A 22,574-nucleotide genomic window follows, 5' to 3' on the forward strand; every position below is an offset into this window, starting at 1 on the left:
TATTCTGCGAGGCCGAAGAATAATTCATTTAAACATAGAATCGTACATGTCAATGACAGACGATATCTAGTAGATTTAACGCATGATCAACTGCGAGGAGACTAGCCAATGGAGCGTACGATATACGTTAAAGATTTTACCGGCGGGGACGATGCCAGTCGCATCAGAGCGGCAATTGACCGGGCGATTGCTTCGAATGCGGACAAAGTCGTATTTGAAGCTGGCCGGTATATGCTGGACAGCGCGATCGTTATTGAAACAGAAGGCTTTGAGCATGACGCGGGCAGCTCGGAGAGTGGCAGCAAAGACTGCCACCTTATTATCAAAGGAGCCAAAACATTAACGCTTCAAGGGGCAATTGACGAACAAGGCGAGCCTGCAACTGTTCTGGTTGGCCGGAACGACGGAACCATTCACGGTTATCTTCCCGCCATTTTGTGGTGCGAGGATTGTTCGGAGCTGTCGCTCGACAGCATTGCGTTTACGAGAGAGCCTAACTTCGCTTCGGCGGGTGTTATCGTGAGCAAAGATGACAGGCATACCGTAGTAAAGGTATTTGAAGGAAACCGATGCGAAGAGATAATGGGCGCTTATTGCATGAATCGGATTCATCCGGATACCGGCGCATTGATGGGCGAGAGCGTCACCTACGGCAACGGAACGGAGAAGCCCTGGATTCGCACTGGCGACCGGGAATTAACCCTGGACGATCCTGCAGTCGCCTCGAAGGTGCGGATAGGCGAATATTTGTCCTGGCATCAAGGTGCCAGAACGGATTTTCAGATTTATTTTGCCCGATGCGATAAGCTGAAGCTCTCCAATATACGGACGATGAACGCAAACGGCTTCGCGATGCTGGCAGAGAGCTGCCGGGGGATCACGGCTGACCGGGTCGTGTTCCGTCCGGAAGGGAATAACTTATTCACCGCACCGCGCGACGCCTGGAAGCTCTTCAAATGCAGCGGTGAAATTCAAATAACCCGGATGCATATCGAAGGCGTAAGGATGGACGGCCAGAACATGCACAGCAACTGGCTGGTGCTGGAGGGGCTGCTTGACGAGAAGGAGGCGGTGTTCTTCTGTAAATATACTTTCGCTTCGCTCGTTCGCGGAAGTATCGTGGATATTCACATAGGAGAGGAGAGCTTCCCGCTCACCATTACGGATTGGATGCATGAAGGAAAGAGGGGGCTTGGGCATCTATACCGGATTCGATTCCGGGAAAAGCTGCCGGAGGGGGCGGCAATCGGCACTTTGGCAGCTGCGGCATGCTGGGAGCCGGACCGTTACGTGTGCAGGGATTCAACTTTTATCAATATTGCCGGCGCAGGCCATCTCGTTCGCAATGATCACCTGTATCTGATCAACAATCTGTATAAAAATACGATGAACCCCGGCGTATTGCTTGGCGCGGAGCTGCCGGTCCATTCGGAGGGAGGTCATGCAACGGATATCGTAATTAAAGATTGCGAGTTCGATAACTGCGGTTTCTTCCCACGCTACGGAGCAGCCGGATGTATCGGAATCAAGTCGGCGGGCTTCAGCGGAAAATATAACAAGAACATTGTTATCGCTAGCAACGTCATGCGGAACTCTTCCATTGGCGTTCATTGCGTAGATGGGGATGAAATCTACATTATCCGCAACATTTTCGATCGGGTCGAAACACCCGTGCTAGCAGATGAAAGCGTCGGCGGTTATATTTTCGAGCAGCACAGCGAGCGCAAAAGCCATTAAGCGCATTAATCAACCGGCCCGTTCATGACGATAAACGTCTTGGACGGGCTTCGTTTTGTTTATGACTTAAAGTGTGCTAAAATTAGCACATATTTTAATTTAGGAGGAATCAGTCCCGCAGCTATGGCACAACTGAAACGGTTTGGATTTGGCGTACAGGCCTTAATCGTATTGGCTTCCCAGACAGAGCTGCTGACAAGCAGCGAGATCGCGGATCGAATTCATTGCGAGCCAACCGCTTTGCGCAAGATTTTGTCACAGCTTGCGGAGGGCGGCATCATTGAGGTGAAGCAAGGACGTACGGGCGGCTACCAGCTGGCCAGACGTCCGGAGCTTGTTACGCTCCGCGAGGTGTACAAGACCGTGCATGAGGAGGAGCCTCCGTGGGACCGCATGCTGGACACAACCGGGAATCATCATTTCGGCAAAAAAGTAAACGAGTCTTTCAAGCAAATCATGGCGGATATTTCCGACCAGGTTTATTTTGTGCTGGGCAACTATACGATATCCGATTTTTTGGATTAGAATCGATCAATCGCCTGTTTTTAACGGATTGAAACGCGCTTTGCCAAGCCGTTTCACCTTGTTCCAAAATGTGCAAAATTACGCACAAATTCTAAGGGGGAATTTTTATTATGAAGCTCAAATGGTATGGCCAATCTTCTTTCATGCTGACAACTGACGATGGCACGCGGATCTTAATCGATCCTTACGGACGACTCTTGGGCTACAGGATGCCGAAAAACATCGAATCCGACATCGTGATCGTCACGCATGATCATAAGGATCATAACCAGATTCAAGTCGCTTCCGGCGAATATATGCTGGTCAATCAACCGAGGCCATACGGGAAGAAGGATGTGTCCATCACGGGCATCCCAACCTTCCATGACAAAGTAGGCGGCAAGAAAAGAGGCCCCAATATCGTGTACGTCATAAAGGCAGGGGGGTTGACGGTATGTCATTGCGGCGACCTCGGACATCTTCTGACTGAGGAGCAAATCGCGCAAATCGGCAAGGTGGATATTCTGATGGTCCCGGCCGGCGGCAAAATGACCTTAAACGGTTCGGATGCCGCTGCGGTTATGAACCAGCTGAAACCGGCCATTACGATTCCGATGCATTACCGGACCAAAGCGCTAGGACTGCCCGGCAGGCTTTTGTTCGATAAAGTGGAACGTTTCATCTCGGCAGCCGGCAAGCCAAGCAAGGAAGTGAAGGAGCTTGACGTGAAGAAAGAATCGCTGCAGGAATATGCAGGCATCGTTACTTTCCTGTATGATTAACGGGTAAGGAAAGGAAGGATTCCAACGATGGGCAGGCAAGCGATGCTGGAAACTAACGGATTCAAATTTTTGATTACTCTCTTAACCGCCTTGGGCGGAGGAATTGTTTTTTACCTTCTGAAGACGCCTATTCCCTGGCTGTTAGGGCCTATGATTGCAGTGTTAATCGGAACAAACGTACGGAAAGGCAAGTATAGATGGCCCGGACAATTCCGCAATTCCGGCATGATTATTGTCGGGTACACCATCGGTTTGTCCATGACGGGAACGGCGCTTAAAGAGATGGGCGAGCAGCTTCCCACGATGTGCCTGATGACCGTTATTTTGCTTTTGTTATGCGGCGGAATCGCGTTTGCGGTTTCGAAGCTGTCGGATACGGATTTCAAGACCGCTTTGCTTGGCAGTGTCCCCGGCGGTTTGTCGCAGGTGCTGGCGCTGGCCGAGGAGACCGAAGGCGTAAATTTGACGGTTGTCACGGTGACGCAGGTCGTCCGGCTGATGATTATCGTAATCGGGATTCCGTTACTCGTGTTTAGTCCGATCTTCGGGCAGGTGCATGACGCAGCGGCCGCAGCCGCGCCTTTGGCGGCCAAGCACGATAACTGGGCAGCGCTGTTTCCGAGCATCCTGATCTTCGCTCCGGCATGCGTCATTTGTGCCATTGCGGGCAACCGGATCAAATTTCCGACGGCTTTTCTGCTGGGGCCAGCGATTGCTACAGCTGTTCTGCAAGGAATCGGGCTGCACGGTCCGTCGCTTCCGTCGACGCTAACAAGCGCCGCGCAGCTAATGATAGGCACGTACGTGGGTCTGCTGCTTAAGCCGGGCAAGCTTCAGCGGAAGGCAAGGACGTTTTCTTTTGCCATAGGAAGCGGTCTGGTGCTCATGCTCTGCGCATGGGGGCTGAGCGAGCTGATGACCTTGCTTCATCCGGTATCGAGGTCCACGGCTTTATTAAGCCTCGCGCCTGGCGGGATGGATCAGATGGGGATTCTCGCCCATGAGATCAACGCGGATTTGTCCATGGTGTCCGGTTATCAATTATTCCGCACCTTTTTTATTTTCTTTGCGGTACCGCCGCTGCTGCGCCTGTTATTCCGAATCAAGCTGAAGAGCCCGCGCAAGGAGCAGCCGCAATAATTCCGTAGTTGAAGGGAGAAAAGAAGCCGCTATGAAAATCGTTGTTGCCGGCGCTGCCGGCGTTGTCGGGAGATTGCTGCTGCCTATGCTGACCGAAGCGGGGCATGAGGTGATGGGTTTGACCAGAAGCGCATCCAAGCTGAAGCAAATCGAGCAGTCAGGAGCAGCCGCCGTTGTTGCCGATGTATACGACAGGGACAGATTGTCCGAGCTGCTTGCGGATTACCGTCCGGATGTTGTGATTCATCAGTTGACCGCTCTCAGCGAATGGAACCTGGCGGATAATGCGAGAATTCGCATGGAGGGAACCCGTAATCTGGTTGATGCAGCTTTGGCTGCCGAGGTGCAGCGAATGATTGTGCAGAGCATTTCCTGGGCCTACGAGCCCGGCGAATCGGTCGCAACCGAAAAGGATCGTCTCGACGAAGAAGCGCCTCTGCCGCGAAAAATCTCGGTTGACGGCGTTATTGCGATGGAGCGGGCAGCCGCGGAAATGCCGCATTCCGTTATTTTGCGTTATGGGGCCTTATACGGGCCGGGAACGTTTTATGATGGAGATAACGGGATGTTTGCCGGGCAGGTGAAGCTGGGCAAAGTTCCGGCAACCGATGGCCGGACCTCATTCCTGCATATTGAAGATGCAGCTCGAGCTGCCCTACAGGCGCTGGCTTGGCCGGCTGGCCCCGTAAACATCGTGGATGATGAACCTGTGGAAGGGAAGATCTGGCTGCCTTTATACGCCAAGTCGCTTGGCGCACCGGAGCCGGTTGTGCAGGATGGCATGAACCGCGGCGAGCGGGGGGCCTCCAACGAAAAGGCAAAACAGCAATACGGTTGGACGCCTAAATACCCGTCATGGCGGGATCAATTGTTAAGGACTTGAGACATTATGTATCAAGTCCTTAATTTTACAACACCTATAATCTAAAGTTCACCCCTTCTTCATTTGGAAATGAAAGCGTTATTATTTAGCTAGAACTGCCAACTAGACTTCCATCCATTATGATTTGGGAGGTAAAGAGGCAATTATGAAGAAGATGAAGAAGGTGACCGCGGCTGTATCCGCAGTGGCGCTCGCCGTCAGTCTTAACACCGTTTATCCCGCCGTCACGCATGCTGCAATTCCAAGCTCCTCCGCTAACTCCACGATATTTGGTCCAAATGTGTATGTCTTCGATCCAGCCATGTCTAAAACCGATATTGAAAGCGTTACCAGCGCCGTGTACGGCGAACAGGAAAAAAATGAATTTGGCAACGAACGGTATGCGCTGCTATTCAAGCCGGGTACCTACAACGTCAATATGAATGTCGGCTTCAACACATCCGTAGCGGGTCTTGGACAGAACCCGGATGATGTTACGATAACGGGCGCCTTAAATGTCGACGCGAAGTGGGATAACGGCAATGCTACCCGAAACTTCTGGCGTTCCATCGAGAACTTGAAGATCGCTCCCCAGGATCCGAATGCAACCGTCAGATACGCCGTCTCTCAAGCGGCCCCGATGCGCCGCGTTCATGTCGTAAGCAAGGACATGCATCTGTTTGATTTTACGGCTTCCTGGGATGCGGGCTGGGCCAGCGGCGGATATTTGGCGGACTCCAAGATTGACGCCAATATCATTCCGGCTTCGCAGCAGCAATGGTTCTCCCGCAACAGCGAGTGGAACAGCTGGTCGAACGGCGTATGGAACATGGTGTTCGTCGGGGATAAAAACGCGCCATCCGGCGAATTTCCGGATCCTCCCTATACGGTCATCAATAATACGCCGGTTGTTAAGGAGAAGCCTTATCTTTATGTCGATAACAAAGGGCAATACCAGGTGTTTGTTCCTTCGCTTGAGACGAATACGCAGGGCGTCAGCTGGGCGAACGGCCAGACGCCGGGGCAGTCGATTTCGATCGACGATTTCTATATCGCCAGGCCCGACACCGCTACTTCCGCAGCGATTAACGCGGCTTTGGAGGATGGGAAGAACCTGTTCTTCACGCCCGGCATTTATCATCTGAGCGACACGATTCGTGTAACCAACCCCAACACCGTTGTATACGGCATCGGACTGCCGACGTTGATTCCGGATAACGGGCAAGACGTCATTGTTGTTGACGACGTAGACGGGGTTAATGTGTCCGGGCTTGTAATCGAGGCAGGCGAGCAAACCTCCTCAACCTTGTTGAAGGTGGGCGAACCGGGCAGCGCAGCCGATCACTCGGCCAATCCGATCTTGCTCTCCGATGTGTTCTTCCGTACAGGCGGACATGTGAACGGCAGCAACGGTACGGCACTGGAGATTAACAGCAACGATGTTATCGGCGATCACTTCTGGATCTGGCGCGCCGATCACGGCGCCGGAGCGGCGTGGACATCCAATGTCTCGAAGAACGGACTTGTCGTCAATGGCGACGGCGTTACCATATACGGTCTATTTAACGAGCATCACAATGAATACCAGACGGTCTGGAACGGTAACGGCGGACGGCTTTACTTCTATCAATCGGAGATTCCTTACGATGTTCCGGACCAGCAATCGTGGATGAGCCATGACGGAACGGTTAACGGTTACGCCTCTTACAAGATCGGCGATGAGGTTACAAGCCATGAAGCTTGGGGGCTTGGCATTTATTCGTACTTCCGGGATGCGGCGGTTAAGCTGGAGAACGCGATTGAAGCGCCGGCTAATCCGGGCATCAAATTGCATAATCTGACGACGATTTGGCTGAACGGAACCGCAGGAAGCGAAATTACGCATATCGTGAACGGCAACGGCGGAAGCGTAACCTCCAGCAGCAACATGAGACAAACGATGAAGCTGTTCGTTGGAGGAGATGCGGAAGCGCCAACCGCTCCAACAGGCTTGACGGCGACGCCGGTATCCAGCAGCCAGATCAACCTCAGCTGGACGGCTTCAACGGATAACGTTGGCGTTGAAGGCTATGAGGTATACCGGAACAATACGCTGATCGGGTCTACGATCGCTACGACTTACAACAGTACGGGATTAAAGGCTTCCGCCAGCTATACGTATAAAATCGTAGCAAAGGACGGCAGCGGCAACCGGTCGGCGTCCAGCAGCCCGGCAACAGCCGTTACGCCGGAAATATCCGGCGGCGCGCTCGACCGTACGGGCTGGACGGCCGAATCTTCGCCAGCTAGCGGGGATGCCCCTGCCAATATGTTTGATGGGGCGGGCACGCGCTGGAGCGCGGGAGTTCCGATGGCTAATGGCCAGTATATCCTTGTGGATATGAAAACGGAAGCTGATATTACGAAGATCGTAACGGAATCAAGCGGATCGGATTTTGCCAAAAGCTATGAGGTTTACGTATCGGCGGACGGCACGAATTGGGGAAGCAGCGTTGCCAGCGGCAACGGAACAAGCGGAGCAACAACGATTAACGTCGCGGCTTCCGGCGTCCGCTATATCAAGATCGTTCAGACCGGTACATCCAGCAGCTGGTGGTCCATCAATGAATTTAACGTATACGGCACGTACAAGAATACGCAGGTGGATACAACCGCGCCGGATACCACCATTGCTTCTTCTCCGGCATCCGTATCGAATGACAGTACTCCGTCGTTTACCTTCGGCAGCAATGAAGAGGGGGCAACCTTTGAGTGCAGCCTGGATAACAACGGCGAATTTTACGCGGCATGTTCTTCGCCGGTTATTTTACCGAAGCTTGCGGACGGCTCTCATACGCTGTATGTCCGCGCGGTAGATCTATTTGGTAATACCGATGAGACGCCTGCCCAATATAACTGGGACATTGATACGGTCAAGCCGGTTATTACGCTTAACGGCAATGCGGAAATTCGGATCACAATAGGCACTGCGTATCAAGATCAGGGGGCAACGGCAACGGACAGCAGACAAGGAAGCTTAAACGTTAGCGTTTCCGGCGATACGGTTGATGCAAATGCCGTTGGCGTTTATACGATTCTCTATGATGTTAGCGACGATGCCGGCAATGCCGCCGACCAAGTCAGCCGTATCGTGCGGGTAATAGCTCCGCCTCCAGTGACCAGCGGTCCATCGCTTTCCAGCGATGCGAATCTGAAAGCAATCAGCCTATCGGCAAAAGGGCAGGCTATCGCTTTGTCTCCTGCCTTCAGTCCGGCTACGGACGCTTATACGGTTGAGACCGAAGCCGATCAAGTGGCTGTCAGCGCGGCAGCTTCGGATTCCGGGGCTAGAGTGGGGCTCAGAGTCAACGGCCAGGTTCCGGCATCGCAAAGCTCTGTTAATCTGGCGCTTGGAGCCAACGTGCTGGAGTGGACGGTAGCTGCGGAGAACGGCAATACCAAAACGTATAAGGTGACGGTTACCCGCGTAGCTTCTCCGGCTCCGGCCTTTACCGATCTCCAGGGACATTGGGCGGAGGAACTGATCAAGCAGGCGGCGGAGAAAAAGATTGTAAACGGGTATGCGGACGGCACGTTCCGTCCGGATAATACGATCACGCGTGCCGAGTTCGCTGTTATGCTAGTCAATGCGCTGCAGCTGCCGGGCACGAGCAAGGCGGTGACGTTTACGGACGGAGCAAGCATACAGGAATGGGCAGCAGATGCGATTGCAATTGCCGTAAATGCCGGTATCGTTAACGGTTATGGCGACGGATCCTTCCGTCCGGACGTAACCATTACCCGTGCAGAAATAGCGGTTATGATTGCGCGCATCCTGCAATTGCCGGCAGCCTCCTCCGGGACTACAGGCTTCAGCGATGATGCAACAATTCCTGCATGGTCGAAAGAGGCGATAGAAGCCTTAAAGCAAGAAGGACTGATTAACGGCCGCGGCGGCAATCTGTTTGCGCCAAACGGCACGGCTACGCGTGCGGAAGCCGCCGTGCTGCTCCTCCGGCTTCTGGAGCGATAGACAAGAAAAACCACGCCCGCGGGCGTGGTTTTTGGCATTAATTGTAATATAGAGAACATGGTATGCTGTCAGCGCTCCGTTTTCCTCAACGGTTGACGCCGAACTCCATCGTATGCTAATGTTGACTACGTTACTTATTTAGTAAATTAGTAAATAAGTATGAAGGAGAGGACGAGCAATGGAGAAACAGCGCAAGCGCGAATTAGGGACGGCTTACGCCCAAACCTTCCGGAGAATGGGTGTTTATCAGATTCGGAATACGGAGAACGAGAAAATTCTCGTGCTGGGCACGATGGATTTGGACGGAGCAAAGAACCGGCTGGCTTTCATGCAGCAGACCAATATGAACACCGTCTTCGAATTGCAGCAGGATTGGAACAAGTACGGGGGAGGCTGCTTTGTCTTTGAAGAGCTGGATTCGATCAAGCCGCGCGAAGAGAATGTGACGGACCGTTCGGAGCTGAAAAAATATCAGGCGGAAGTCGACGCTCTGCTCGAGCTTTGGATTGAAAAGCTCCAGCCCTATGATGAACAAGGCTATAACCGTCGGCCGCGTTCGAACTAGATGATAACAACCTGTCACCGATAAGGCAGGTTGTTATTTTTTTTATCTGGAAGAAGACCGGTGGTTCATTACGGATATTCAATAAGCCTGCGACGATGTTAACTTGCGACTCTATCAAGGTTCACCTACAATCGAAGGTAGGACGTTATTGCCGCATAACGAGAGAAGAGGGGGAACAGCCATGCAGACTTATACCGACCAGCAGTTTGAAGGCGTTGATTTCAGCGGGGAAGACTTCAGGGAAGCCGAGCTTACGCGTTGTACGTTTATAAAATGCAGGTTTGTCGGGGCGCGGTTGGAGGAAGCGATTACGATAGGCTGCAAGTTCGAATTATGCGATTTCCATGGCGCCGCGCTGAATGCTTCCGAGCATACGGAGACGGCGTTTACGAACGGCCTGTTTGAAGGAGCGAATCTGTTCGTGGCGAAGTTCAACGCTTGCAAAATGACCGGTTCCGACTTTGCAGGCGCCGAGCTGAGCGGGATTACGATCGTGAAAGGCGATTGGTCCTATACCAATCTTCGGCACGTAAAGCTGGACAAGCAGAATCTTCGGGAGGTTCGCTTCGTAGAGGCCGATCTGATGGGAGCGTCGCTCGAGAAATCGGATCTTCGCAAATGCGATCTGACGCGGGCAAATTTGACGCAAACGAATTTAAGCGGCGCGGATTTGCGGGGTGCGGAGCTGGGAGGCGTGCCTTGGAAGACGGTTAATCTAAAAGGAGCGCGGATGGACACCGTACAGGCTATTACGCTGCTCCGGTCGCTAGGCGCAAAGGTAGAATGATGAAAGCGCATTGGAAATCTGCTAGGATAATCAGGAGTACTAATCTATTCATCATACCGAAGGGGAGAAACGGAAATGACGCAATCTGCGGGCATTACGAGCTTTCTTGAGACAGTGAATGTAGAAACCGGCGAACGGAGCATTCTCGCAGCATTCGATTATCTGATTGAAGCTCCGAACTGGACAAGCGATGGCAAGACCCTTATTTATAACAGCAAAGGCCGCATTTACCGTTTTGATATAGAAAAGAGGACCAGCACGGAAATCCCGTCCTCCTTCGCGGTGCATTGCAATAACGACCATGTATTGTCTCCGGACAATTCCCGTCTTGCCGTCAGCCATCATACGAGAGAAGACGGACAATCCCGTATTTATATTTTCCCGCTGGAGGGAGGAGATCCCGTTCTTGTCACGCCGATGGGACCAAGCTATCTGCACGGCTGGTCGCCGGACGGCCGAACCCTCGCTTATTGCGCGGAAAGGAAAGGCCAGTACGATATTTATGCGATTCCGGCGATTGGCGGCGAGGAGACGCAGCTGACGAATACGCCGGGACTCGATGACGGTCCCGAATACTCGCCCGATGGCGGTTATATCTGGTTCAACTCCGTCAGAACGGGTCTTATGCAGGTATGGCGGATGAAGGCCGACGGCAGCGAGCAGACGCAAATGACGTTTGACGAGAGCAACAGCTGGTTCCCTCATGTGTCGCCGGACGGCAAGCAGGTTGCTTATATCACTTATCGAAAAGGCGATGTGGCGCCGGGAGATCATCCGCCGAACAAGAATGTAGAGATTCGTCTCATGTCCAGCGATGGCGGCGAATACCGCACGCTTGTTGAGCTCTTTGGCGGACAGGGGACGATTAACGTTAATTCCTGGTCGCCGGACAGCCGGAAGCTCGCTTTTGTCAGCTATCGTTTGGAAGCCTAGTTACACGGAAAAGCCGCACTTCGGTTGCCTATGAAAGGCAACGCGTTGTGCGGCTTTTTTCTGTCTGCTACAGACAGGAGTGCTTCATAAACTGGATAAAGGAACGGACATGGAATGCCAGGATATCGGCCTTCCGGAAGGCCAGGCAAATATGGCGCTGCTGTACGTTTCCCGGCAGCTCGCGAAGCACCAGCTCCTTGGCCTGCACCTCTCTTGTCACGCTGCGCCAAGGCAGCATCCCAATGCCAATTCCGTGCTTGACGGATTCCTTAATCGTCTCAATCGCCCCAAGCTCCATAATAACCGTCCATTCCAGGCCGTTATCCCTCGCCCATAGCTCGGACAACTCCCTGGAGGTTGAACCGTGTTCATGCAGGAGGAAGGATTGATCCCTCAAATCCTCAACGAGAATGGTTTCCTTGTGGGCGAGCGGATGATGATAAGGGAGCACCAGCTTCAAGTCGTCATCAGCCAGCGGAATAATTTCGAGATCGTCAAAGGGCCGGACGATTAGCGATACAACCGCGACGTCAATCTCGAAATCTCGCAGCAGATTAATGACGGTTCCGGCCTGCTTCACCGTCATTTGCGGCATAACCTTGTCGTATTCGGCTTGAAAGGCAGCCAGATAGGGCGGCAGGAAATAGGTAGCCGGCGTGTAGCTTGCCCCTATCTTCAGATGCCCCCGGCCCTGCTCCCGGTGCTCCTTCATGAGCTGACCGGATTCATCCAGTAACGCGCAAATCCGTTTGGCATAGGGCAGCAGGGTTTGTCCCGCATCCGTCAGCCGCAGCTGCCGGGGGTGCTTATAGAACAGCTCAACGCCAAGCGCCTCCTCGAGTTTTTTTAAATGAAAGCTGACCGTTGGCTGTTTAAGCTGAAGCTCGGCTGCAACCTCGGTTAAGGTAGACAGGCGTGCGGCGTGGGCAAATACGCGAAGCTGCTGAATATTCATTATTGGCTCATCTCCTTAACTATCCTTGTCATACTATAGATAATTTCGATGAACCTATCAATATGAATAGATATTATTTAATATAACTTTATCATTCACTTAATCTTCCATTTACAATCCGTCGTTAATCTGAGAATGAAAGAAAAAGACATTGGAGGGGTAAGAGAAATGGCAAACGGATATAAATGGAAGGGTCTTATGCTTGTCAGCGTCCTGGCGGCAACAGCAGCACTTTCGGCATGCGGAAATAACGGCAATAACGAGGCTAACACGGCAGCGGCAGGCAACGGTGCAGCGAATGCTTCGGCGACAACCGAAGCAAGCACGGAGCCATCAGCGGATGCTGCGGCAAGCCCGGCTGCGGCGGACGCAAGCAAGGATGAGCCTCTCGTTGTATATTTGAATGATTTCGACGATATCGTAAAACCAATGTTCGAAGAGAAGACAGGCTATAAGCTGGAGATCGTATCCGGCAACGGCGCCGAGATCGCTTCCCGGATCGAAGCGGAAAAAGGCAACCCGCATTGGGATGTGGTCTGGATGGACTCGATGCCAACCATCGACCAAATGGGCAAAAACGGGCAGCTGCTCGACAACTGGACGCCAAGCAATCTGGATGGATTGACGGATTTTGCCAAGACGGTTGTTCCTTCCAACAATACTTACTTCCCAACTGGCGCGCATGCCGCATCCGTTATCGTCTACAACACGAAAGCATTTGACGCAAGCAGCGCTCCCAAAACATGGGATGACCTGCTTGACGCGAAATATAAAGGCGCAGTAGGCATGGCCGATCCGGCCGTAGCCGCACCTGCGTATCCGTTCGTAGCGTGGTTCTTCCAATCCAAAGGCATGGATCAGGGCAAAACCTATTTCGAAAGCCTTATGAAAAACGGCGTTCACGTTTATCCGAAGAACCCTAACGTAGCTAAAGCGCTGACCGACGGCGAGATCAAAGCGGCAGCTCTTCAAGAAAGCAATGCGTACACGCTGAAAAATGCCGGCGAACCGGTTGATATTATCTGGCCGGCGGAGGGTGCACCGGCATCGGTTCGCGTGGCCGCGATTCAGAAGGAGTCCAAGCATCAGGAAGCGGCAAAAGCATTCGTTGAATTCCTGCTTGATCCGGCAACCCAGCAAGCGCTTATCGATAAAGGCGACGAGAGCTATTTCGAGCCATCGGTAAAAGGCGTTAAAGCAAAAGCCGACCGTGCGGCAGACGCAAAGCTGGTTGTAGCGGAAGCCGGCTGGGCGGGCGAGCATGAAGGCGAAATCAAACAATGGTTCGCGGATAACGCGGTGAAATAATGCTGCGACTCGGGACTCAAGGAAACCGGACTGGCTGGCTCGTGCTGGCCGTCCTGTTTCTACTTATTCTGCTGCCGCTTATTGCCGTCGTTATTCAAGTACTCCTCCCGGGAGTATTTTTTGGTCATTTCGAGCTTGGCGATCTATCGCTTCTGCTGGATGTATTCCGGCGGCCGCTTTGGTATGTTTCGTTGAAAAATTCGGTCATGCTTGGCATTGGAACAACGGTTCTCGCCACCATTATCGGCACGGCCATCGCGATGGCCAGATCGAACTGGGCCTTCCGCGGAGCCAAGCTGCTTGATTTTGCCGTATGGATTCTGATTATTACGCCATCCTTCATTTTGGCGCAGGGCTGGGTCATGTTTGCCTCGGCGGACGGACTTGCAGCCAAATGGCTGGGCTGGGATAGTCTTCATTCTTTTATTTTTCAGCCAATCGGACTTATTGTCGTCATGACGCTCAGCAAGTTCCCGCTTGCTTATCTAACCGTTTATTCCGCGCTGGAGTGGAAGGTTGAGCGGCTGAGCGAGGCGGCGCGATTGTCCGGGGGGTCCAGCTGGACGGTATGGCGTACCATTCAAGCTCCGCTTTTGCTTCCGGCTATCTGTTCCGGAGCCATGCTCGTATTTATGGATACGGTAGGCGATTTTGGTCTTCCGGCGTCCATTGCGACCATTTTCCGTTTTCCAACCTTGCCTTATTCGATTTATTCCGCGTTATACACGTCGCCGATCCGTTTCGATATGGCCGGGGCGTTATCGTTTTATCTCGTGCTGCTCATTGCCCTGGCGATGAGCGTTCAGCTGTATGCCATGCGCAAGTCGCGTTATGATTTCCTGTCTTCGAGAGCAACGCGTTCGGAACCGAAGAAACCGCGAAAGGGCGGGATTTACCTTGTTATTGGAAATATCGCGTTTCTTGCCGTGGTTATCGGCATTCCGTTTGGCTCCAATCTGCTAATGTCTATTTCGGGCAGCTCGACCGCCGGCAAGGGGCGCGAGTTGACGTTCGAACATTATAAAGCTTTATTTACCGGAAATAACCGCAATTTGCTCGAAGGCCTTGTCCATTCGCTGGAGATTGCCGCCGTGGCAGCCGGTATCGGTCTGCTTGTAGGATTCCTTGTCGCTTACGTGCTGACGTATTCGCAGTTCAAGCTGCGCAAAACCATTGACGTCATCTCGCTTGTATCCCTTGCCGTTCCGGGTATCGTACTCGGAATCGGGTATATCTTCATCTGGAATCAGGCCTGGCTCGAGAAGATTGGACTTCTGCTGTACGGAACGCCGTGGATTCTGATTCTGGCAAGCGTGGCCGGCGTGATTCCGGTTATTACTCGCGTAGTTGTCGGGGCAATGGCGAAGGTGCCGAGACAGCTGCTGTCGGCGGCGCAGATGCAAGGGGCGTCGTTCAGCCAGAGAGTGACCACGATTCTGATGCCGTTGATCAAAGGGGCGCTCCTGTACGCGGGTCTGGCCGCGTTTGGAGCTAGCGTATTCGATCTGGCGATCTCGTCCATTCTGTATCCGCCTAACTTTATGACGCTGCCGGTTGTCATCAACAAGGCATTCGAGGATCTCCAGTTTGGTTACGCGGCAGCCGCAACGCTGACCGGCGGGGGAATTGTCATTCTGATCATTGCCGTAATGGAATTGCTTATTAAACCTTCAAGAAAGCGGGTAAAATCATGACGAATACGATACTGGAAGTCGAACGGCTGGGCAAATCCTTTGGTTCCCATACCGCGCTGCGGAACATTAATTTCTCGGTAAAGCAAGGGGAGATTATAAGCGTGCTTGGACCGTCCGGCTGCGGCAAATCAACGCTGCTTCAGCTGATCGCCGGCCTTCAGCAGCCGGACGAAGGCGAGATCCGCCTGCGCGGCATAACGGTGGCATCGGTATCCAAGCTTGTTGCCCCGGAGAAACGCGGCATCAACATGGTGTTCCAGGATTACGCGTTATGGCCGCATATGACGATCTATGACAATATCGCTTACGGGCTACGCAGGCAAAAGGTCGCGGCAGGGGCAATCCGCGAACAAATTGCGGAGCTAGTAGCACTGCTGCATCTGGAAGGGCTGGAGGACCGGCTTCCGCCGCAATTGTCGGGCGGACAACAGCAGCGGGTAGCAATCGCGCGCGCTCTGGCGACTAGGCCCGACCTGCTGCTGCTTGACGAGCCGCTTTCGAACCTGGACATGCGCCTCCGCATCGAGATGCGCTCGGAGATGGCTTATTTGTTCCGTCAGCTGGGCACAACCGTCTTCCACGTTACGCATGATCCCGATGAAGCCTTTGCCATGGCCGATCGTTTGATGATTATGCGGGCAGGCGCCGTTGACCAGATTGACCGTCCGCAAATATGCTACGATCGCCCGGCAACCCTGTCCGCGGCTATGCTGCTTGGAGCGGGCAATCGCTTGAAGAGCAAGCTGGTGCGGGTTGGGGAGCATACGACCGTACGAATTGCGGGGCAAGAAATCGTAGGAACGCTGCCAGGCTCCCCGAAGGTGCAAGCAACCGAGCAGGTTGACCTGCTGTTCCGCCCGGATTCGGCTGAATGGCAGCCTGTACCGGCGTCATCGGCGAACCAGCTGCCCGTTCATGTGCTGCATAGCGTATTCGAAGGCAAGCGCTGGCGGGTGCTGGCGAAGACATCCGACGGGCAGCCAATCTCCTTCCTGCATGATGAATATCTGGATGCGGGTGAGGAAGGCACTCTGCAGATCAACGCTTCGGACGCGTTTGTGTATCCTCAGCAATCGGCATAAAGGCATCAGGAAAGAGACAACCATGCGGTTGTCTCTTTTTTGAATTCAAAGATTGGACGCCGATAGCCGGTTCACCTTGTTAACACCATAATTGCGGATTAGAAGAAATAAGGCGGGTTGGGCTGCTGGAGATGGCCGAAGGCTTTCGGATGCTGCTGCTGTGGGTAAGGCTGGGGTCCAAACGGGCCGAAGGGGCCGTAGTTCTGCGGTTCATTGGGATAGGGATAATAATAGGGCTGCCCGGCTTCCGGCTCGCGCGTCATTTGCTGCGGTTGGCAATTGGCCGGCGGGCCGATGACCGTCGTATCCGTAATCGGTGCCAGCGTTTCTTTTACCATTTGCTCGTTCAGGCAGTACGTATGGGCAAGCACGCCGGGAGGCGTCAGGCGCAGCATATCGGAATAACCGATAAACTCCGGCACCGGTGCGTCAAAGATTGCAAGCAGGTGGGTGTTATCCACCGTAGCGATTTCGTAATGCGGCCAGCCTTGCGGCACGTTGGCGACTTGGCCGGGCTGAATCGGGAAGTTCAGCAGCTTTTTCGTAAACGGATTAATGATCGATACAACGGCAGAACCGGAAATGCAATAGACCAATTCGGATGCGTTCTGGTGAATATGAGGCTCAACTACGTTCGAACGGCTTAGGTAAATATCAAGCAAGGAAACATTGCCCAGCGTATTTAATTGTTCAATCGACAAGGTATTGATAAAGTTTCGGTTGTCTTTCTTGAACGTTGTGTTTGTGTTCACGTCGTACCAGAATTGCACATTAGGGGATGTGAAATCCATATAGGATACCGCCACTAGCTCTCCGCCTCTCTTACTTGGACTAATGGGATATCCTATGCATTCGCCCGGCAGGACGTTCGCCTATTTCAAATAGGACTTGCCCGGGTACTTCACGACCGGCCATTTCTCCTTGCGCAGCGCGTTCAGAAGCTCGGGACCGACATGCAGATTATCTCTTACCAGTTCCCTTGGCGTAAGCGCCATCCATTGGTTGAGAGAGACGTCCATAAACCGGTCGCTCTTGAACATCTCCAGAAACCATAAGGACTCATCGCCGGTATTCTGAATGTAATGTCCATAAGCAAAAGGCACGTAACCGACATCCCCGGCCCGGTAATCAAACGTTCTTGCGGCACCGTTTCCGGCAAAGACGGTCATCCGTCCTTGTCCGGTCAAATAATATTGCCATTCGTCATTGTTCGGATGCCAATGCAGTTCCCGCATCGCACCGGGCTTGATCTCGACAAGCGCTGCGGCAATCGTTTTGGCGGCATGAAAGTTGGTGGAGTCGGCAATCCGAACCGTACCGCCGGGCGTTACGATAGGCGTCTGGGCAAGAAGGCGGTATTTGAAGCTTTGCGGCACCGTGCCGTATGGGGAATGAATCTGTTGGCTTTCGAGCGGGCCGGGTACGTTATCCTGAAAAATATAAAGCTGATCCGTCGGAATCGAATCAAAGGATGATTCCGGTACGCCAAAGTTAGCGCATAACACGTCTTTTGGCGTATGGGCGAACCAGTCGGAAATCGACAGCGTGTTCAGATCGGAAAATTTGCCGTCGTCAAAAACAAGCAGGAACTCGCAGCCATGCTCAAGCCCTTGTATGGAATGCGGCAGTCCCGCCGGGAAAAACCATAAGTCGCCCGCTTCCACGTCCGCGATAAAATTGCGTCCGTCCTGATCGACGGATGTAATCCGCGCGCTTCCCCATATCATGTAGGCCCACTCGGATTGCTGATGCCAATGCAGCTCGCGAACGCCGCCGGGCGTCAGATACATGTTTACCCCCGCCAGCGTTGTGGCAATCGGCATTTCGCGCTGCGTAATCTCGCGGGACCAGCCTCCCTGATTGAGCTGCATATGCGTATCGGAGAACGAGAATTTCAGGTTAGGCACCAGTCCGTTATCGGTTATCGGGGGACGAAGCATATCGGGATTTTCCAAGTCCCTCATAATATCGCGCGGACCCAAGTCGGGTCCGCCCGCGCAATCGCTAGGCCGGTAAGGCTGAGGTACGGCAAACGGTTCGCTTTTCCCATCCTTAACGTCAGGCGACAGGTTGTTGGAATCAGCAGGCTGCATATTAGAAGAAGCGTTGGCATGGCTGCCGGCGTTCGAATCGTTCATTCCTTTCCCTCCTATATAAGCTCTTCAAGCAAACATATGACGGAAGGGTTGGTTTTTATGAGGCAGGCTGGCAGAAAAAAAGCCGGGCAATCTGCCCGGCTGTCATGCGATTTAGAAGTCGGCCGGTCCCATTTTACCGTCCTGGAAGTCAACGAAGGCTTGAAAAACTTCCTGCCGGCTGTTCATGACAAACGGTCCTTGCTGGAAGACCGGCTCATCGATGGGTTCACCGCTTAGAACGATCACCAGCGTATCGTCGGTCTGGCCTTCAATCTGAATGGTTCCTTCCGTATTGGTGAAGAGGACGAAATCTCCCTCGGCCGCTTTTCGCTCTCCGTTAATGACGGCACTGCCTTTCAGCACCATCGCCGCCGTATTGTAGGACGCAGGGGGCTCGAAGCTTGCCCGGCCGCCGGCTTTGAACGAGATATCGAACAGGTCAACCGGAGTAAAGGTTTGGGCAGGGCCGGTTACGCCGTTGAAGCTGCCGGCGATAACGCGAACCGTACCGCCGCCGTCAGGAAGCTCCGAATATCCCATATCCGCTTTGAGAAGCTCCTGATATTTCGGCGCATGCATTTTGTGCGCGCGGGGGAGGTTGACCCACAGCTGAATGACATGGAACAATCCGCCGCGTTGGGAGAAGTTTGTCTCATGATATTCCTTGTGCAGCAGACCGGAGCCTGCCGTCATCCATTGCACGTCTCCGGGGCCGATAATCCCGTGATGGCCTTTGTTGTCATGATGCTCGACGTAACCGTCGTATGCGATGGTAACCGTCTCGAAGCCGCGGTGCGGATGCGCGCCAACGCCTTTTACCTCATTGCTTGGCGGGAAAACAAACGGCGCGTTGTAATCCATCAGAATAAAGGGACTAAAGCGTTCGCCGAAGTTCGTGCCGCCGGGGAAATAATTCGATACCCGGAATCCGTTGCCAACCATATGGAATGGAGCCCCTTGATATACGCCTTCTACCGCCCGGAATGTTGTTGTCATGATCGATGCAACTCCTTATATTTAAAATTCTGTTCATTAATAATTATCTTAATTTAAAGATATTATACTATAAAAAAGTAAGTGTGTAAAGAGGTGGGAAGCAAAAGCGATTGAAGCTTGCTGCAGCTGCATGTGTGACGTCATAATTTTTGAGAAGAAACAAGACCTCGTAACTTATGAATACAACACAAATGGATTCATGTCCAAGACTATCCGGGGAAATGGTTTTACAACGAGTGCTTCATATGATAAAGGTAATAGATTGCAGTCATACGAAAATGATTCAGCTACTCAAACTCAACTAAATAAACAAAATTTCACCTATGATGGAAATGGATATATTACAAAGATCCAAAGTGCTGATGGAGACATTTCCTATACTTATGATAATCGCAACCAATTAACTAAAGAGTTATTAGCTGACGGTACTGAAATTGTTTACGAATATGACAAAGTAGGTAATCGGACTAAGAAAGTTACTACAAAAGGTTCCCAAACGAATACATTAAATTATGCATACAACGAAGAAAATCAATTAACTACTGTTAATGGTCAAAATTATAGTTATGATCAAGATGGAAATTTTGTTACTGATGGTCAAAGCACATATATCTATAATGAATTGGATCAACTAATTGAAGTTAAAAACGCGATCGGCTCCTCTATATTTAAGGCTAGTTACGATGAGCAAGGCAGAAGAATCCAAACGCAAACTGCAGATGGAATAACCATTTATTATTACGAAAATGATCATGTTATATATGAGACAGATGCTAATAATAACATTACGGTTGAATATACTTGGGACGAAGTAGGCAATCCAGTTACAATGACCAAGGATGGTCAAACTTACTATTATCATTTGAATGGTCATGGAGATGTTAAATACTTAACTGATCAGAATGGTAATGTTGTAGCTTCGTATCAATATGATGCATGGGGAAATATTATCTCCCAATTTACAAGTGTTATTTCATCAAGTAACCCTTATCGATACGCAGGGTATAGATATGATACAGTCACAAACCTATATTATTTAATGACTAGATATTATAACGCTGATATGGGTAGATTTATTACCGCGGACAAATTTGGTGGAGTTGTAACGGATCCTAACAGTTTAAATCTGTATACGTATGTAAATAATAATCCAGTAAATTATATTGACCCAAGTAGTCATTATAAAATTAATCTCAAATATTTTAGATCAAAATCTTTTATTGTAGGGACCTTGAATTGGATAATTCCTATAGCATTCGGAGGAGGGATTACCGCAGTAGTTACTGCATTTAGAAAACAAGCTCTTAAATTAGGAAAAAAGCAGCTAAAGAAGCTATTACCCTTACTGTGCGAATAGCTCTCAAGAGATCAGCATTAAAAGCGAACGTAATTGCCACAATAGTTGCAGCGTTAGGATCTACTATAGAGTATTTATATAGTGTAATTGATCCTTTAGGTTACTTATTCGATTGGGCTGATGCTCATGATAAAAAACCAAAGAATGGGTATCTAGATTTATAGAATACCTGCACTGAGGAGAATATATGAAGAAAATTAGATTCAACAAATTCAATGTAATAATTACGATCACAATCTTAGTGCTAGTAGTTATTTTGAATTCATTTTATAATTTATTTGCTCATAAATCATTAACTCAATTACTCCCATATATTTTAAGTATTTTGATTATGTTATCAGTTGTATGGTTTATTCCAACTGATAAAGACCAAGATTCAAATGATGATTGACGTTGGCTCTATATGAGAAGAACTTTAAAGAGAGCTGCTGATGAGTAGCTCTTCTTTTTTAATTTCAGGTGGGGCCATTTACGAGCAAGGAAATTAATCAACTTACCTCGACTATATACCAGCACTCGAACATCCAGCTATGTAGAAACGACTTAACTAATCTACATTACTCTTAAGAGCAAGAATTAGATACTAGCAAAAATATCTCTGAGATATTCGAGCTGTTAAGATATCTAAATATTAATACGGATGTTCAATATATTTGTGTAGGCTCTAGCATGTCGATGAGTTTATCTACAGAAATTACTAGGCGTAGCGAATTCTTAGATGTATTCTAAATAACTTATTCGTTAATAAAAATCCCGATTAGCATTGCTGATCGGGATTTTTTGTGTTGAATTAATACTGCTTGAAGCTCTATACATTTCATGTATAAATATGCAGAGTCGCATTTGTGGATATTCTCAGTAATTAACTTATAAGTATATGGACTCGAAATATGATCCGAATGCCACAAACTATAAAGAGGCATTGGCGTTTACAGCCAAGCTTTATCAGGAAGGCGTGCTTGATCCCGACTCTGCGACCAACGATGATACAAAACGCAGAGAACGGTTCTGGCGCGGAGTAACCGGCGTATTCCCTGGCTTTGCGGCACATTACACGTGGCATCTGCCGGAAATTCAGAAGCAAACGCCAAATGCGGAATTGACTTACCTCTGGGTGAATGACAAGGACGGCAAACCAAGCTTTAATAATGGTACGGTCAGCTCAACGGGCACATGGGGCTTCTGGGCCATTTCGAAAAATGCGAAGGATCCGCAAAAGGTGGCTAATGTGCTGAATACCTGGTTGACGGATGATGTATGGGATACCGTTAAGAACGGCTATGAAGGCGTTGATTACACGGTCGAAAATGGCGAGAAGACTGCTATTAAAGACGCGCCTACGGACTATTATGTACGCAGAAACTCGAGGAGACGCGCCAACGACCAATCGTTCTTCATCGCGGTAGGTACCCTAAGGATGTTGTGGACAAAATTACTCCTTGGCTGAAGACGACGATTGATACCGTTGTAACCTCGAAGGAAATTGGATTCCTGCCGGAGGCGGCGAAAGAGCCGAAGTTCCAGGATTACCAGAAAGTATGGGATCAAACGATTATGAAGATTATCATGGGCAAGGATCCGATTACCCGATACGACGAGCTGTTGCAAGGCTGGTATAAAGCGGGCGGCCAAGACTACGTGAAGCAAATGAATGATTATATCACCAAAATCAACGAGTGAATGTAAAAGGCTTGAAGCACAAATCACTAATGCAGGATAAAA

Annotated in this window: 19 protein-coding genes; 15 read left to right on the forward strand and 4 right to left on the reverse strand. The window is 51.0% G+C overall.

Features of this window, described 5'->3' with window-relative positions:
* Window positions 1–108: 108 nt before the first annotated feature.
* The 9 genes from FHT67_RS03290 to FHT67_RS03330 all read left to right on the forward strand — a co-directional run bounded on the left by FHT67_RS03290 (window position 109) and on the right by FHT67_RS03330 (window position 11,322).
* Window positions 109–1,737: a hypothetical protein gene (locus FHT67_RS03290; protein ID WP_167195635.1), complete on the forward strand. Its 1,629-nt coding sequence runs from the start codon at window positions 109–111 to the stop codon at window positions 1,735–1,737.
* Window positions 1,738–1,860: 123 nt separating this feature from the next.
* Complete coding sequence (locus FHT67_RS03295) at window positions 1,861–2,262, forward strand: Rrf2 family transcriptional regulator (RefSeq protein ID WP_167195638.1); 402 nt, start codon at window positions 1,861–1,863, stop codon at window positions 2,260–2,262.
* A 110-nt stretch (window positions 2,263–2,372) separates the two neighbouring features.
* On the forward strand, window positions 2,373–3,023 hold the full coding sequence (locus FHT67_RS03300; RefSeq protein WP_167195641.1) for an MBL fold metallo-hydrolase: 651 nt from the start codon (window positions 2,373–2,375) through the stop codon (window positions 3,021–3,023).
* 42 nt (window positions 3,024–3,065) lie between these two features.
* Window positions 3,066–4,163: an AbrB family transcriptional regulator gene (locus FHT67_RS03305; protein WP_243711579.1), complete on the forward strand. Its 1,098-nt coding sequence runs from the start codon at window positions 3,066–3,068 to the stop codon at window positions 4,161–4,163.
* A gap of 31 nt (window positions 4,164–4,194) precedes the next feature.
* A complete protein-coding gene (locus FHT67_RS03310; protein ID WP_167195644.1) occupies window positions 4,195–5,046 on the forward strand; it encodes an NAD-dependent epimerase/dehydratase family protein in 852 nt (283 codons plus the stop codon).
* Window positions 5,047–5,191: 145 nt separating this feature from the next.
* Window positions 5,192–9,037 carry an S-layer homology domain-containing protein gene (locus FHT67_RS03315; protein ID WP_167195647.1) on the forward strand — a complete coding sequence of 1,282 codons (3,846 nt, stop codon included), beginning with the start codon at window positions 5,192–5,194 and terminating at the stop codon, window positions 9,035–9,037.
* Window positions 9,038–9,215: 178 nt separating this feature from the next.
* On the forward strand, window positions 9,216–9,602 hold the full coding sequence (locus FHT67_RS03320) for a GIY-YIG nuclease family protein (protein ID WP_132303939.1): 387 nt from the start codon (window positions 9,216–9,218) through the stop codon (window positions 9,600–9,602).
* A 181-nt stretch (window positions 9,603–9,783) separates the two neighbouring features.
* Entirely contained in the window at window positions 9,784–10,389 is a 606-nt protein-coding gene (locus tag FHT67_RS03325) for a pentapeptide repeat-containing protein (RefSeq protein ID WP_167195650.1), read from the forward strand.
* Window positions 10,390–10,464: 75 nt separating this feature from the next.
* The gene (locus tag FHT67_RS03330) at window positions 10,465–11,322 is read left to right on the forward strand and encodes a TolB family protein (protein ID WP_167195653.1); all 858 of its coding nucleotides are present in this window, start codon (window positions 10,465–10,467) and stop codon (window positions 11,320–11,322) included.
* 67 nt (window positions 11,323–11,389) lie between these two features.
* Here FHT67_RS03330 and FHT67_RS03335 read toward each other — a convergent pair whose 3' ends face one another.
* Complete coding sequence (locus tag FHT67_RS03335) at window positions 11,390–12,277, reverse strand: LysR family transcriptional regulator (RefSeq protein WP_132303945.1); 888 nt, start codon at window positions 12,275–12,277, stop codon at window positions 11,390–11,392.
* A 168-nt stretch (window positions 12,278–12,445) separates the two neighbouring features.
* Between FHT67_RS03335 and FHT67_RS03340 the strand changes: the two genes are divergently transcribed.
* From FHT67_RS03340 to FHT67_RS03350, 3 genes are read left to right on the forward strand one after another with little or no spacing between them, the layout of a single operon-like run.
* Entirely contained in the window at window positions 12,446–13,585 is a 1,140-nt protein-coding gene (locus FHT67_RS03340) for an ABC transporter substrate-binding protein (RefSeq protein WP_167195656.1), read from the forward strand.
* The gene (locus FHT67_RS03345) at window positions 13,585–15,279 is read left to right on the forward strand and encodes an ABC transporter permease (RefSeq protein WP_167195659.1); all 1,695 of its coding nucleotides are present in this window, start codon (window positions 13,585–13,587) and stop codon (window positions 15,277–15,279) included. The genes FHT67_RS03340 and FHT67_RS03345 overlap by 1 nt, the downstream gene beginning before the upstream one ends.
* Entirely contained in the window at window positions 15,276–16,361 is a 1,086-nt protein-coding gene (locus FHT67_RS03350; RefSeq protein ID WP_132303951.1) for an ABC transporter ATP-binding protein, read from the forward strand. The genes FHT67_RS03345 and FHT67_RS03350 overlap by 4 nt, the downstream gene beginning before the upstream one ends.
* A 98-nt stretch (window positions 16,362–16,459) precedes the next feature.
* Here FHT67_RS03350 and FHT67_RS03355 read toward each other — a convergent pair whose 3' ends face one another.
* The 3 genes from FHT67_RS03355 to FHT67_RS03365 form a co-directional block, all read right to left on the reverse strand.
* Window positions 16,460–17,167, reverse strand: a complete 708-nt coding sequence (locus FHT67_RS03355; protein ID WP_347880072.1) for a cupin domain-containing protein — start codon at window positions 17,165–17,167, stop codon at window positions 16,460–16,462.
* A gap of 66 nt (window positions 17,168–17,233) precedes the next feature.
* A complete protein-coding gene (locus FHT67_RS03360; RefSeq protein WP_243866885.1) occupies window positions 17,234–18,499 on the reverse strand; it encodes an oxalate decarboxylase family bicupin in 1,266 nt (421 codons plus the stop codon).
* 111 nt (window positions 18,500–18,610) lie between these two features.
* A complete protein-coding gene (locus tag FHT67_RS03365) occupies window positions 18,611–19,495 on the reverse strand; it encodes a pirin family protein (protein WP_167195662.1) in 885 nt (294 codons plus the stop codon).
* A 130-nt stretch (window positions 19,496–19,625) separates the two neighbouring features.
* Here FHT67_RS03365 and FHT67_RS03370 point away from each other — a divergent pair, with 130 nt between their 5' ends.
* The 3 genes from FHT67_RS03370 (at window position 19,626) to FHT67_RS03380 (ending at window position 22,532) form a co-directional block, all read left to right on the forward strand.
* Entirely contained in the window at window positions 19,626–20,852 is a 1,227-nt protein-coding gene (locus FHT67_RS03370; protein ID WP_481856667.1) for an RHS repeat-associated core domain-containing protein, read from the forward strand.
* A gap of 877 nt (window positions 20,853–21,729) precedes the next feature.
* Complete coding sequence (locus tag FHT67_RS03375; RefSeq protein ID WP_208403097.1) at window positions 21,730–22,299, forward strand: type 2 periplasmic-binding domain-containing protein; 570 nt, start codon at window positions 21,730–21,732, stop codon at window positions 22,297–22,299.
* The gene (locus FHT67_RS03380) at window positions 22,275–22,532 is read left to right on the forward strand and encodes a hypothetical protein (protein ID WP_167195670.1); all 258 of its coding nucleotides are present in this window, start codon (window positions 22,275–22,277) and stop codon (window positions 22,530–22,532) included. Before FHT67_RS03375 ends, FHT67_RS03380 begins: the two co-directional genes overlap by 25 nt.
* The last annotated feature ends 42 nt before the right edge of the window (window positions 22,533–22,574 follow it).

Origin of the sequence: Paenibacillus sp. BK720 (genome assembly GCF_011761545.1) — a bacterium.
GTDB lineage: Bacteria > Bacillota > Bacilli > Paenibacillales > Paenibacillaceae > Pristimantibacillus.

Excerpts from the sequence above, each read along its gene's own strand:
- FHT67_RS03295 (WP_167195638.1), top strand. The coding sequence starts at position 1,861 with ATGGCACAACTGAAACGGTTTGGATTTGGCGTACAGGCCTTAATCGTA.
- FHT67_RS03340 (WP_167195656.1), top strand. The coding sequence starts at position 12,446 with ATGGCAAACGGATATAAATGGAAGGGTCTTATGCTTGTCAGCGTCCTG.
- FHT67_RS03335 (WP_132303945.1), bottom strand. The coding sequence starts at position 12,277 with ATGAATATTCAGCAGCTTCGCGTATTTGCCCACGCCGCACGCCTGTCT.
- FHT67_RS03320 (WP_132303939.1), top strand. The coding sequence starts at position 9,216 with ATGGAGAAACAGCGCAAGCGCGAATTAGGGACGGCTTACGCCCAAACC.
- FHT67_RS03310 (WP_167195644.1), top strand. The coding sequence starts at position 4,195 with ATGAAAATCGTTGTTGCCGGCGCTGCCGGCGTTGTCGGGAGATTGCTG.
- FHT67_RS03375 (WP_208403097.1), top strand. The coding sequence starts at position 21,730 with ATGGACTCGAAATATGATCCGAATGCCACAAACTATAAAGAGGCATTG.
- FHT67_RS03325 (WP_167195650.1), top strand. The coding sequence starts at position 9,784 with ATGCAGACTTATACCGACCAGCAGTTTGAAGGCGTTGATTTCAGCGGG.
- FHT67_RS03315 (WP_167195647.1), top strand. The coding sequence starts at position 5,192 with ATGAAGAAGATGAAGAAGGTGACCGCGGCTGTATCCGCAGTGGCGCTC.
- FHT67_RS03370 (WP_481856667.1), top strand. The coding sequence starts at position 19,626 with ATGTGTGACGTCATAATTTTTGAGAAGAAACAAGACCTCGTAACTTAT.
- FHT67_RS03365 (WP_167195662.1), bottom strand. The coding sequence starts at position 19,495 with ATGACAACAACATTCCGGGCGGTAGAAGGCGTATATCAAGGGGCTCCA.
- FHT67_RS03345 (WP_167195659.1), top strand. The coding sequence starts at position 13,585 with ATGCTGCGACTCGGGACTCAAGGAAACCGGACTGGCTGGCTCGTGCTG.
- FHT67_RS03360 (WP_243866885.1), bottom strand. The coding sequence starts at position 18,499 with ATGAACGATTCGAACGCCGGCAGCCATGCCAACGCTTCTTCTAATATG.
- FHT67_RS03290 (WP_167195635.1), top strand. The coding sequence starts at position 109 with ATGGAGCGTACGATATACGTTAAAGATTTTACCGGCGGGGACGATGCC.
- FHT67_RS03300 (WP_167195641.1), top strand. The coding sequence starts at position 2,373 with ATGAAGCTCAAATGGTATGGCCAATCTTCTTTCATGCTGACAACTGAC.
- FHT67_RS03330 (WP_167195653.1), top strand. The coding sequence starts at position 10,465 with ATGACGCAATCTGCGGGCATTACGAGCTTTCTTGAGACAGTGAATGTA.
- FHT67_RS03305 (WP_243711579.1), top strand. The coding sequence starts at position 3,066 with ATGCTGGAAACTAACGGATTCAAATTTTTGATTACTCTCTTAACCGCC.
- FHT67_RS03350 (WP_132303951.1), top strand. The coding sequence starts at position 15,276 with ATGACGAATACGATACTGGAAGTCGAACGGCTGGGCAAATCCTTTGGT.